The organism is Flavobacterium chungbukense (assembly GCF_020805785.1).
In the GTDB taxonomy this organism is placed as follows: Bacteria; Bacteroidota; Bacteroidia; order Flavobacteriales; family Flavobacteriaceae; genus Flavobacterium; species Flavobacterium chungbukense.
In genome coordinates this window covers 193,363-205,708 of sequence record NZ_JAJGZV010000003.1, presented here as the reverse complement: position 1 = coordinate 205,708, position 12,346 = coordinate 193,363, and the positions used below count along the sequence as shown (strand labels likewise).

The window sequence follows — 12,346 nt, the reverse complement described above, 5'->3', positions numbered from 1 at the left end:
AAGTTGAACACGTTTAGTTGTCATTTTGGAAATTGGAATTTAATTTTTGGAATTTCGATACGGAACCGGACAAGTTTCCAAATCTTCCTCAGTTTCTTTATGTTTTTTATAATATACATAAACCAACACAGAAAGAATACAAATAATTCCTTGAATCGCAACTGTAGTTCTTACGCCAAGCGAATGAGAAACGTAGCCAATTATTAAACTTCCAACAGGAATCATTCCTTGATAAGCCATCATAAAATAACTGATACTTCTAGAACGCATATTGACAGAACTGTGTGTTTGAATATAAATGTTAATAGAAGAAGTTTGTCCCATCATTCCGATTCCGCTTAGAGTCATACAAATCAAAGCAACCGTGATGCTGTTTGAAATGGCTAAAACAATTACACTACAACCAAGAAGTAAGCTGGCTGCAATCATTAATTTGCTCATGTTTTCTGCAGATTTTAGATTTGCTAAATAAATGGCAGATAAAACAGAGCCAATTCCGGCAGCACTTTCGAACCAGCTAAAGGTTTCGGCATTTCCACTAAAGATATCTTTGGCAAAAACAGGCATTAAGGTATTGAAAGAAATAACAAACAAACTGCTGCAAGTAAGCATCATTAGCATTCTTGCCATTTCGGTTTCTTTTTTAACGTAATCCAAACCTTCCAAAAGATCATCCACCATATTAAGTTTATTTTCAGCTTTAATATGTGGAGTCATTTTCATTAACAGTAATGAAATTAAAACAGGAATATAACTCAAGAAATTCCCAATAAAACAAATGTCTTCACCGTATTCGTGCAGAATAATTCCTGCAAGCGCTGGACCTGCAATACGCGCAAAATTGTTCATTGTCGAATTGAGTGCAACAGCATTTGGAAGATCTTCTTTATCGTTTACAATATCAATCATCATAGTTTGACGGCAAGTCATGTCAAAGGCATTGATAATTCCCTGAATAAGGCTCAAAGCCAAAATAAAATTGATATTGTATATTTTAAAATAAATCAGCAAAGCTAAAGTTGCCGCCTGAAGCATAGCAAGAGACTGTAAAAAAAGTAACGTTTTGTGTCTGTCGTATCTTCCGATTATACTTCCTGCCAAAGGAGCTAAAAACAAGGACGGAATCATACTCAAAAAAGTAGCCAATCCCAATAAAAAAACAGAACCCGTTATACTGTAAACCATCCAACTCACGGCTGTTTTCTGCATCCAGGTTCCGATAACTGAAACAGATTGACCATAAAAGAACAGTTTGAAATTTTTTGATTTTAAGGCTTTAAACATAACTCTAAATATTTTAATACAAAGGTCGGGATTATGATTTCATTAGAAAAATTAATAATTTTACTTGTAATAAGTAGTAAAACTTATCAATATGGAGATTTATCAATTACAGTATTTTATTAAAACCGCTGAGGTTTTGCACTTTACCAAAGCAGCAGAGTTGTGTTTTGTAACGCAATCGGGACTTTCGCAGCAAATAAAAAAATTAGAAGAAGAGCTTGGTCTGCCCTTGTTTAAACGAATTGGAAAAAAAGTACAGTTGACAGAAGCGGGTTCTGTGTTTTTAGTTCACGCTAAAAAAGTAGTTGAAAATATAGAAAATGGAAAACAGGCAATCGAAGATTTAAACGAAATGATTGGTGGCGAACTGCGAATTGGCGTTACCTATATTTTCGGATTATTGATTTTACCAATTGTTCATGCGTTTGCCAAACAATATCAAAATCTAAAAATTGTCGTGGAGTACGGAACAACAGAAGCATTAGAACAAAAACTTCTTAATAATGCATTGGATGTTGTTTTGGTTATTTCGTCCCATCCGATTGAACCTCCGATTCAGAAAGTGCCTTTGTTTATTTCGAACATGGTAATGGCAGTTTCCAAAACACATCCTTTGGCACATTTAGACAAAATAGCTTTCAAAAAAATGGATGAGATTGAGTTAGTTTTGCCCGGAAAAGGTTCTAATTCGAGAGAATTTGTAGAAGAGTTGTTTCAGAAATTTAATATGACGCCAAAAATCTCGATTGAACTACATTCTATTCATGCATTATTGCAAATGGTGGAAAATAGTGATTGGGCGACAATTGTTGCAGAAAAAGCTTTAAAAGGTTGGGATCAGCTCAAGGCGATACAAATTACTGGCGTTGCAACCAAAAGAGAATCTTTTATGCTGACAATTGGAGGTTACCAAAAGAAAGCGGTTAAATTATTCATGGAGGAATTTAGAAAAAGCATAAACGAATCTTAAAAGTTTACGTTGTAAAACTCATTTTTTTTATTGTTCTTTGCAGACCAAAATAGAAAGGTGTCCGAGTGGTTTAAGGAGCTAGCCTGGAAAGCTAGTATATGGGTAACTGTATCGAGGGTTCGAATCCCTTCCTTTCTGCAAATAAAACCCAAACCTACTGTACTTTAAGGTTTGGGTTTTTTCTTTCAAAAAACTATATCTAAAATACGGTTTCCCACATTATTTTGTTACAGAAAATATTATATATTTGACTCCTGTGTAATACAAATAATTTGATGGATTTACCTCCTTATTCGCCAGGACTGCATAAACTGGTTACTTTACATGTCGACGAAACTAGAAAGCTTACAGATAGTAAAGGTTTTGTTACGGTTACCAATTCCATTTTAGAAAAATACGAACTTGAGAAAGTTGGTGCTGTCGTACATGATTTTGATAATGATAGTTTTACGATTTCGTACTGTCTTAAAGAATCGCATATTTGTATACATACTTGGCCAGAATACAATCAGCTAACTTTAGATGTTTATTTGTGCAATTACCTTCAAGATAATTCAGAAAAAGTGCGAGCCGTGATGGCAGATTATATTGCTTATTTTGACGCAGAAATTATTAAAGATTTTGAAATTAACCGATAAAATATGAAGATTCCTTGTTACGACTGTAATACAGAAACCGAATTGGAGGTTGGTTTTGAAGTAGTAAATTTTGTTTGTCCGGTATGTCGCAGTTTATATGAGACTGACGATGATGGAAAATTTCGTAGAAAATCAAAGTATAAAGCAGAAACAGACGCATTTCCTTTAGTTATTGGCGATACAGGTTTCTTAAATGGAAGCGAATATAAAGTAACGGGTATTTTAAGAAAAAAAGTGCATCCTGATTACAGATGGACAGAATTTATTTTGCAAAATGAGGCAAAAGAGTTTTTGTATTTATCGGTTTCAAACGGACATTGGATGATGCTTACCAAAATGGAAAAGATTGCCGATCTGAAAAAAGGAGTTAAAGTTCTGGACTATGACGGTCAGGATTATGATCTTTTCGAACATTCTGATGCTGAAATAATCGATGCAAAAGGATTTTTTGATTTTCAGCTACCAAACAAAAAAACGCATTTAGCCGAATTTATAAATCCGCCATACATTGTTTCGGTAGAAAAACTGAATAATGTTCAGACTGCTTTTCATGGCGAATATGTCAGTAAAAGTAAAATCAAGAGAGCATTTCCAAAAATAACGTTGCCTTATCAGTTTGGAACAGGGATGATTCAGCCATCTCTTTTTAACCTTAAAAACACAGCTGTTATTTTCTGTCTTTTTGCTTTACTGATTATAACGGCAAATTGGTATATCTATAGAAATCAGTTTGAACAAACGGTTTTCTCTCAAACCATACAATTCAGTAAATTTGATAGTAAAGAAATTACCAGTCCAACTTTTGTGCTTAACGGAGCTTCGGCGCCGATGACGATTAACGTTTCTACAGACGTTGATAATTCGTGGGCGAATCTTAATATTGCGCTGATTAATGAAGAAACCAGCGATGAAATTTATGCCAATAAAGACATAGAATATTATTCGGGCTACTCTGACGGAGAATATTGGAGAGAAGGAAGCAGTTGTGAAACGTTTAATATCTGTGGTGTAAAGCCAGGAAAATACCATCTTGTAATTACACCTATGAAAGCACCTGAAGATGTTAAAAATAACGCCATGCGTATTAATGTAATTTGGAATGAACCTTCTAGTCGAAACGTCTGGCTGGTTATTATCAGCATGGTTGTGATTTTCTTTATCATACGTTTTTTTAAGAATCAATTTGAAAAAAATAGATGGGCAGATAGTTCCTATTCAACTTACGACTATGAATAAAATTTCTGATTTCTTTAGTAATAACTGGGCTTCATTAGCAATTGGATTCTTTTGCTTTGGAGTGTATATGTATTTTGCTCTTGCAGGAAACCGAATCTGCGATTGCGAAACAACCGAAAAATACAGCACGGCAGGAAGCCGAACATCTTATAACCGTTTTTATCACAAATAAAAAATCAATCAGTATGGAATTAATTCACGCTCAGCCAATAGTAAATTCGATTATTTATTCTCTTTTAGGAATTACAATTTTATTAATCGGTTATTTTATTATTGAAAAACTCACTCCAGAAAATACGTGGAAAGAAGTAGTAGAAAAAAATAACGTTGCTGTTGCGATTGTCCTGGCAGCATTTATCATTGGAATCTCAATGATTATTAGTGCCGCAATTCATGGGTAAAAAGTTTCTTAGGTTCGAATTTCTTTTACTTTTTGCTGTATTTATAATTGCCACTTGCGGACTTATTTATGAATTGGTTGCAGGAACTTTGGCGAGTTATTTATTAGGCGATTCGGTGAAGCAATTTTCATTTATTATTGGAGTGTACCTATTTTCTATGGGAATAGGTTCATTTTTTTCAAAGTTTTTTCACAAAAATCTGCTGAACACTTTCGTAGAAATCGAAATTCTAGTTGGACTTATCGGCGGATTAAGTTCGGTTGTATTATTTCTATTGTTCGAAAATATCGGCTCATTTCAGTTCATTTTATACTTATTTGTTTTTGTAACCGGTTTTTTGGTCGGATTAGAGATTCCGCTTTTAATGAATATTTTAAAAGACAGGGTTGAATTTAAAGATCTGGTTTCAAATGTTTTTACGTTTGATTACATTGGAGCTTTATTGGCTTCAATCTTATTCCCTTTAGTTTTAGTGCCAAAATTAGGCATCATGGGAACGTCGCTTTTCTTCGGAATGATCAATGTAAGTATTGCAATTGTATTGTGTTTTTTGCTTGAAAGAGAATTAAAAAAAGTCTATTTTCTAAAAGTAAAAGCCATTTCCTCTTTTGTAATATTACTGGCTGTTTTTGTTTTTTCGAATGATATTTTAGCATATTCTGAAGGGAAATTATATGGAGAAAACATTATTTATACCAATTCAACTCCTTATCAGCGTATTGTTTTAACGCATAATAAAAGCGATTACAGACTTTATTTAAATAATAATTTACAATTTAGTTCCGCAGACGAATATCGTTATCACGAAGCCTTAGTGCATCCTGCAATGTCTATGGCAAAAAGCGTCAAGAATGTTTTGGTTTTAGGAGGAGGAGACGGCTTAGCAGTTCGTGAAATCTTAAAATATAAAGATGTTGAGAAAGTAACTTTGGTAGATTTAGATCAAGGAATGACGAAGTTGTTTAAAACCAATATAGTTTTAACCAATTTCAATCAGAATTCATTGAATAGCCCTAAAGTTACTGTTATTAATACCGATGCTTATATTTGGGCAAAAAGCTGCGGCGAAAAATACGATGTAGCGATAATCGATTTTCCAGATCCGTCCAATTATAGTTTAGGGAAATTGTATTCGCTTAATTTTTATCAAACCATAAAAACCATTTTACAGCCAGATGCAACGGTTGTTATACAAACCACTTCGCCGTATTTTGCGCCAAAATCTTTTTGGTGTATCAATAAAACCGTAATGCAGGTTTTTCCTCAGGTAGATGCCTATCATGCTTATGTTCCGTCGTTTGGAGAATGGGGTTACACCATTGCAATTAACGGTTTCGGAACTACTTTTAATACTGTAAACCGAAAAGCAGATAAATTGAAATTCTATAATTATCAATTCGATCGTTTTAATTATTTCACCAATGATATGATTTCAAATCAAATTGAAATCAATCGTTTAGATAACCAAATTTTAGTACGCTATTTTGATGAAGAGTGGGGAAAACTGCAATAAATCCAGAAGAAGTTTCTTAAAAGTAGTTGGCGCGGCTTTAATTGCGGTTCCGTTTCTGCAGTTTTGTTCCGATAAAATTTCGGTTTTGATGATTCGTTTATCGGGCACTAAACATTTGCTTGGACATCGTCTATGGATAAAAGATTTTCCTAAACCAACTAAACAAATCCAGATTCCGTATTTGATTGTCGGCGGAGGAATTTCATGTTTAAGCGCAGCACGCCAATTTCATAAAAAAGGAATATCCGATTTTTTAATTGTGGAACTAGAAAATCATTTGGGAGGAAATTCTTCTAACGGAGAAAATAAATATTCGAAATATCCTTTAGGCGCGCATTATTTGCCTTTGCCGAATTTTCAAGACAAAGAATTGCTTCATTTTTTAGAAGAAGAAAAAATAATTTTGAGTTACGATTCAAAAGGATTTCCTGTTTTTGACGAATTGCAATTGACTTTTGCGCCAGACGAACGTTTATTTTATAAAAATAATTGGCAAGAAGGCGTAGTTCCGAAAGAAGGAAATTTGGTTTCTGATGATTTGGAGTTTGATAAATTCTTCAAACAAATGGATGTTTTCAGAACAGGAAAAGGAGAAGATCAGAAATATTTGTTTGATATTCCGCTTTATCTATCTTCTTCAGATCAAAAAACGAGAGCTTTAGATAAAATCACGATGAAAAAATGGTTTCAAGAAAATCATTTTACTTCTGAGCCTTTGTACAATTATATCGATTATTGCTGTAAAGACGATTTTGGTTTAGGAATAGAATACGTTTCGGCTTGGGCTGGAATTCATTATTTTGCGGGTAGAAAACAAGATTGCACGCCCGAAAAACACGACAGCGTTTTAACTTGGGCAGAAGGAAATTCTCGATTAGCCAATCATTTGAAAAAATATACCAAAGACAAGACGCTTAAAAATCATTTGGTTTACGAAGTCAAAGTTGAAAACAATAAAGTAATCGCAAAAGCTTTTGATGATGTCAATAAAACTTCTATCGAAATTATCGCAGATAAAGTTATCATGGCTTCACCGCAATTTGTAAATCAGTATTTGATTAAAGACAGAAAAGCATTTACCAAAGATTTTCATTATACGCCATGGCTTTTGGCAACTTTAGTTGTTAATGATTTGTTTGACAATTTTAGTTTTCCACTTTCGTGGGATAATGTAATTTACGATGCAAAAGGTTTAGGCTATGTTTACGATCAGCATCAGACTGTGAATCAGGTTCAGGACAAAAAGGTGATTACGTATTATTATAGTTTTTCGTCTGCCGATTTGAAGAAAACCAGAAAAGAGCTTTATAAAAAAGATAAAGAATATTGGAAACAGTTTGTTTTGAATGATTTAAAAGTCGCACATCCTGATATTGAAGAATATACAGAAGACATTGAAGTTTTTCTTTTAGGTCACGGAATGATTTCGCCTGCGCCAGGATTTATTTTTGGTGAAGCGAAAAAACAGGCAAAACAAAACATTGAAAGAAAGATTTATTTCGCACACAGCGATTTATCAGGAATCTCAATTTTTGAAGAAGCTTTTCATCAGGGAATTAATATTGTAAATGAAATTGTAGATGGAACAACCTTGGATTCATAAAGCCAAAACCGATTTAGCTTTTATAATTGGTCCGTCATTTTTTGTATTGGCGATAATCTTCTTGTTTCAGGATTATATTAGTGAAATTGAAGATCATTATTCTTTTTACACTTGGCTTTTTCTGATTGTTTTTATTGATGTAGCACACGTTTATGCCACTTTGTTTAAAACCTATTTTGTTGCAGACGAGTTTCAAAAACAAAAAAGAAGATTAATTCTGTTGCCGTTAATTTGTTTTGCAACCGGAATTGTGCTCTTCTCTTTTGGAAGTTTAGTTTTTTGGTCGTTTCTGGCTTATGTGGCTGTTTTTCATTTTATAAGGCAGCAATATGGTTTTATGAGATTGTATGCGAGAAAAGAAACGAAAACGAAGTTCTCGGTTTGGATTGACAATCTTGCGATTTATGCTTCGACTGGATATCCGATGTTATATTGGTTTTTTTCGTCTAAGCGAAAGTTCAACTGGTTTGTAGAAAATGAATTTTTTAGGTTTGAAAACCAGAAAATTCTTGAAATTCTGTTTTGGATTTATATCGGAATTTTGATTTTATATATTATTTATACAGCTATAAAATCGATTCAAAATCGGTTTTTTAATATTCCGAAAAATAGCATTATTCTGGGAACGGCTTTGTCTTGGTATTTCGGAATTGTATATTTTAATGATGATTTGATTTTTACTTTATTGAATGTCGTTTCGCACGGAATTCCCTATATGGCTTTGGTTTATTTTAAAGAAATTGATGGAAAATCAGCATCAGAATTGGGAAGTTTGTCTTTCTTAAAACAATATAAAGGTATTTTGATTTATATTGGAATTCTGCTGTTAATTGCTTTTTCTGAAGAATTTCTATGGGAATTTTTTGTCTGGAATGAAAATATCAGTGTAAGCAGTTTTGATTTTTCGAGCTGGCAGATTCTATTGGTTCCTTTGTTGAGCGTTCCGCAGTTTACGCATTATTTGCTGGATGGTTTTATTTGGAAATCTAAAAAGTAAGGTTGAATTATTTTAATAAATTCGGATAGATGAAAAAACAGATTATAGTGTTTAGTTTTCTTTTTCTATTTCTTTCTTGTGCTAAAAAAGAAAAGATAGAGACATTTCCATTTGATGACTTTGTTTTTGCTGGTGAAGCTTTGCATTCTGTTTTTTGTATAAAATTTACAAAGAGTGACACCGTTTATTATCAAAGAATATTTCCTAAACCTATAGCAACTTCTTATGCCGTTATCAATCTAGAAGAAAAAATAAAATTGAGCAGATTACTTCGGGAAACAAATTTTGAAAAATTTGATACAATTTATGCAAATCAAACTGTTGAAGATGCGCAAGCCTATCTTATCAATATTTCGAATCAAGGGAAAAGAAAATCAATATATCTATATGCAAGAGAAGCTCCAAAGGAATTAGATAGATTTATAAAATCTTTAGGCGAAATAAAAAAAAGGCTACATTTTGTTCCAACAAATAAACGTGTCGATTTTGGAGATCTGAAATCGATTTTGCCTCCGCCACCGCCACCGATGCCTGTTCGAAACATCAATTAAAATACAAAATTTCTAATCTAGCCCCGATAGGAACGATATCCTTTTGTTCTGGGGTTCAGAACAAAAGATATAGTGGATAGCGGGACTAAACGTTCATTTGAAAACGGATTTTTCTGCTTCTAAAAATTAGAAAAAGCTTAATTCTGAAGCGCTATTTTGACTTTCGGCATCATTCTATCTACAAATATTTTATAGGCGGATTCGGAAGGATGTAAACCATCTGAAGCCACAAGATTTGGATTATTAAGTCCTTCGCGTGTGATGTCTGTAATTGAGACAAAAGCGACTTGATTCGTATTACAATAATTTTCTGCAAAAGCATTGTATTTGGTTATTTCTGCTGAAATTTTGGCACTTTGATCGCCCGCAAGATTTTTGCCGTAAGGTGTATAGGCGTAATCTGGAATAGAAATAACGACTACATTTTTTTTATCGCCTTTTGCCAGCATAATGGCTTTGTTAACCAAATCTGGGAATTCTTTTTCGTAAACAGAAAAATCTCTGTGCTGATATTGATTGTTGACTCCGATTAAAAGTGTGACTAAATCGTAATTGGATTCTGGTTTTTGAGTATCGATTGCCGAGATTAGGTTGGAGGTTGTCCATCCGGTGGTAGCAATTATTTTGAGTGAGATCGTACTCGAATACATTGTTCTTAAACTCGATTTGAGTTGTTCTGGAAAACGGCAGGTTTCGCAAACGCTTTGCCCAATGGTATAACTGTCGCCTAAAGCCAAATAATTTATAGAACTTGGAATAGTTGTTGGCGGATTTACAACAGGCGGATTTACAACTGGTGGAGTAGTAGTAATTGGAGTAGAATTGTTTTCTTCGGCAGTACAGCTTAGAAGAAAAACAGAAAATATAACGGTAACTATTTGTTTAAAATGTGGTTTCATAATTTGTTTAAATTAGATTGATGGCTTTAAACAAATAGTTACGTTAAATATGTGGGTTTGGATTTTTAAACCATTTCAGTTTTCATCACGATTTCTTCTTCGATGGCATTCCAAAGTCCGATACGTTTTTCTAAAGCAAGAATAGAAACCTCTTCAACTTCTTTCCATTTTTGAGCATCTTCTTCACATAATTCTGTAATCATTTGCATAGCCATTGGACCGTGTTCGTCCGCGTCCAATTCGATATGTCTTTCAAAGTAATAAAGTAATTTTGTTAAATCGATGTCTGGAAGATTTTTCTGGAAGTTTTTCAGTATTTGTGTAAACATACTCGGAATCAAATCTTCTCTTCCAAAAGTAAATGCTGCCGCAATTTCATGTGGTTTGCCTTCTTCTATTACTCTAAAAGTAAAATCAAGAAAAGATTTTACATTAGGATGCAGGGCACTTTGTTTGATGGCAACAAATATATTATGTAGCGAATGCACTTCTGATAAAAAGCTTAAAATTCCAGTAGTATCAGCTCCGCATGCTTCCATTGCCTCCAAATACATTTCGTAATGGCTTTGTCTTCTTCCGTCTATTGCTAAATCGGTTTCTTCGGCAAGAACGATTTCATTTATTAAATATCGAGTTTCAGGATTTTTAGTCGCGAACCAAGGCGTTGTTGTGCAAGTAAGTTTGGCTTGTAAAGCTTTTAATAAAGACATAAAATCCCAAACAGCAAAAACGTGAGTTTCTAGAAAACTATGCAGGTCATCTATGTTTTGAATCTTATTATATAAGGTGTGATTTAATAGTTGGTCTTTTTGTGGTTGTATGCTTTTGTTTACCGCTTCGATATTCATTTTAAAAAATTTTGATGCAAATATAAAAAGCTTCTTTGTTACAAGAAGCTTTTTAGATTGATTTTGTATATATTTTAATAAATATCAATTATTTAAATGCGGGAATGCCAGTTACATCCATTCCGGTAATTAGTAAATGAATGTCGTGAGTTCCTTCATAAGTAATCACACTTTCAAGATTCATCATATGGCGCATTATGGAGTATTCGCCTGTTATTCCCATTCCTCCAAGCATTTGTCTAGCCTCGCGCGCAATGGTAATCGCCATATTGACATTATTACGTTTTGCCATCGAAATTTGAGCTGTTGTTGCTTTTCCTTCGTTTCTTAAAACACCTAAACGCCAAGTTAATAATTGTGCTTTTGTGATTTCTGTAATCATTTCGGCCAATTTTTTTTGTTGTAATTGCGTTCCTCCAATTGGTTTTCCGAACTGGATTCTCTCTTTAGAATAGCGTAAAGCGGTATCGTAGCAATCCATTGCGGCACCAATTGCACCCCAAGCAATTCCGTAACGAGCAGAATCTAAACAGCCAAGCGGAGCACCAAGACCAGATTTATTAGGAAGAAGATTTTCTTTAGGCACTTTTACATTATCAAAAATTAGTTCTCCTGTTGCAGATGCACGAAGCGACCATTTATTGTGAGTTTCTGGAGTTGAAAAGCCTTCCATACCGCGTTCTACAATTAAACCATGAATTCGGCCTTCTTCATTTTTAGCCCAAACAATAGCAATATCGGCAAAAGGTGCGTTTGAAATCCACATTTTGGCACCATTTAAAAGATAATGGTCACCCATATCTTTAAAGTTAGTAATCATGCTGCCTGGATCAGAACCGTGATCAGGCTCTGTTAAACCAAAACAACCGATAAATTCTCCGGTTGCCAATTTTGGAAGGTATTTCATTCTTTGTTCTTCGTTTCCGTATTTCCAAATAGGATACATTACCAAAGAGGACTGAACAGATGAGGTTGATCTTACGCCAGAGTCGCCTCTTTCAATTTCCTGCATAATTAAGCCATAAGAAATTTGGTCTAAACCAGCACCTCCATATTCAACAGGAATGTAGGGGCCAAAACCGCCAATTTCGCCAAGACCTTTTATAATTTGTTTAGGAAATTCTGCTTTTTGGGCATATTCTTCTATGATAGGAGAAACTTCTCTTTTAACCCATGCACGTGCTGATTCGCGAACTAATTTATGTTCATCGCTAAGCAAATCGTCTAAGTTATAGTAATCTGGAGATTGAAATAGGTCTGGTTTCATGTTTTTTAATTTTTAACAAACAAATTTACGTAATAAAAATATAACAAATGACCGTTAAATTGTTATATTTTTTCATAGTAAAAATAAAATTATTAGGAATTTGGCAAATTAATTGTAGTTTATTGATAATTTAAAGACT

General features: G+C 33.7%; 13 protein-coding genes and 1 tRNA gene. 10 read left to right on the top strand and 4 right to left on the bottom strand.

Annotation, left to right across the window (positions count from 1 at the left end; all coding sequences use genetic code 11):
- Nucleotides 1-39 precede the first annotated feature (39 nt).
- Nucleotides 40-1,284 carry an MFS transporter gene (locus LL966_RS11180; RefSeq protein WP_229353196.1) on the bottom strand — a complete coding sequence of 415 codons (1,245 nt, stop codon included), beginning with the start codon at nucleotides 1,282-1,284 and terminating at the stop codon, nucleotides 40-42.
- A gap of 91 nt (nucleotides 1,285-1,375) precedes the next feature.
- On the opposite strand from LL966_RS11180, the gene LL966_RS11175 reads away from it, so the two are divergent.
- The 10 genes from LL966_RS11175 to LL966_RS11130 all read left to right on the top strand — a co-directional run bounded on the left by LL966_RS11175 (nucleotide 1,376) and on the right by LL966_RS11130 (nucleotide 9,193).
- Nucleotides 1,376-2,254, top strand: coding sequence for a LysR substrate-binding domain-containing protein (locus tag LL966_RS11175; RefSeq protein WP_229353194.1), 879 nt, complete (start codon nucleotides 1,376-1,378; stop codon nucleotides 2,252-2,254).
- A 51-nt stretch (nucleotides 2,255-2,305) separates the two neighbouring features.
- A tRNA-Ser gene (locus tag LL966_RS11170) sits at nucleotides 2,306-2,392 on the top strand.
- 137 nt (nucleotides 2,393-2,529) lie between these two features.
- Nucleotides 2,530-2,892: an S-adenosylmethionine decarboxylase family protein gene (locus LL966_RS11165; RefSeq protein ID WP_229353193.1), complete on the top strand. Its 363-nt coding sequence runs from the start codon at nucleotides 2,530-2,532 to the stop codon at nucleotides 2,890-2,892.
- Nucleotides 2,893-2,895: 3 nt separating this feature from the next.
- The gene (locus LL966_RS11160) at nucleotides 2,896-4,128 is read left to right on the top strand and encodes a DUF4178 domain-containing protein (RefSeq protein WP_229353192.1); all 1,233 of its coding nucleotides are present in this window, start codon (nucleotides 2,896-2,898) and stop codon (nucleotides 4,126-4,128) included.
- Complete coding sequence (locus LL966_RS11155; RefSeq protein ID WP_229353191.1) at nucleotides 4,121-4,300, top strand: hypothetical protein; 180 nt, start codon at nucleotides 4,121-4,123, stop codon at nucleotides 4,298-4,300. The genes LL966_RS11160 and LL966_RS11155 overlap by 8 nt, the downstream gene beginning before the upstream one ends.
- Nucleotides 4,301-4,313: 13 nt before the next feature.
- The gene (locus tag LL966_RS11150) at nucleotides 4,314-4,529 is read left to right on the top strand and encodes a DUF350 domain-containing protein (RefSeq protein ID WP_229353190.1); all 216 of its coding nucleotides are present in this window, start codon (nucleotides 4,314-4,316) and stop codon (nucleotides 4,527-4,529) included.
- Nucleotides 4,522-6,042 (top strand): polyamine aminopropyltransferase, encoded by a 1,521-nt coding sequence (locus tag LL966_RS11145; protein WP_229353189.1) that lies wholly within the window; start codon nucleotides 4,522-4,524, stop codon nucleotides 6,040-6,042. The genes LL966_RS11150 and LL966_RS11145 overlap by 8 nt, the downstream gene beginning before the upstream one ends.
- On the top strand, nucleotides 6,017-7,645 hold the full coding sequence (locus LL966_RS11140; RefSeq protein ID WP_229353188.1) for an NAD(P)/FAD-dependent oxidoreductase: 1,629 nt from the start codon (nucleotides 6,017-6,019) through the stop codon (nucleotides 7,643-7,645). The genes LL966_RS11145 and LL966_RS11140 overlap by 26 nt, the downstream gene beginning before the upstream one ends.
- Nucleotides 7,623-8,642, top strand: a complete 1,020-nt coding sequence (locus LL966_RS11135) for a hypothetical protein (protein ID WP_229353186.1) — start codon at nucleotides 7,623-7,625, stop codon at nucleotides 8,640-8,642. Before LL966_RS11140 ends, LL966_RS11135 begins: the two co-directional genes overlap by 23 nt.
- A 29-nt stretch (nucleotides 8,643-8,671) precedes the next feature.
- Nucleotides 8,672-9,193 carry a DUF6438 domain-containing protein gene (locus tag LL966_RS11130; protein ID WP_229353184.1) on the top strand — a complete coding sequence of 174 codons (522 nt, stop codon included), beginning with the start codon at nucleotides 8,672-8,674 and terminating at the stop codon, nucleotides 9,191-9,193.
- A 137-nt stretch (nucleotides 9,194-9,330) separates the two neighbouring features.
- Here the strand turns inward: LL966_RS11130 and LL966_RS11125 are convergent, their stop codons facing one another.
- The 3 genes from LL966_RS11125 to LL966_RS11115 form a co-directional block, all read right to left on the bottom strand.
- The gene (locus LL966_RS11125) at nucleotides 9,331-10,092 is read right to left on the bottom strand and encodes an SGNH/GDSL hydrolase family protein (protein ID WP_229353183.1); all 762 of its coding nucleotides are present in this window, start codon (nucleotides 10,090-10,092) and stop codon (nucleotides 9,331-9,333) included.
- 65 nt (nucleotides 10,093-10,157) lie between these two features.
- Nucleotides 10,158-10,940 (bottom strand): DUF3050 domain-containing protein, encoded by a 783-nt coding sequence (locus tag LL966_RS11120; protein ID WP_229353181.1) that lies wholly within the window; start codon nucleotides 10,938-10,940, stop codon nucleotides 10,158-10,160.
- A gap of 88 nt (nucleotides 10,941-11,028) precedes the next feature.
- Nucleotides 11,029-12,207: an acyl-CoA dehydrogenase family protein gene (locus LL966_RS11115; RefSeq protein WP_229353179.1), complete on the bottom strand. Its 1,179-nt coding sequence runs from the start codon at nucleotides 12,205-12,207 to the stop codon at nucleotides 11,029-11,031.
- Between the last annotated feature and the right edge of the window lie 139 nt (nucleotides 12,208-12,346).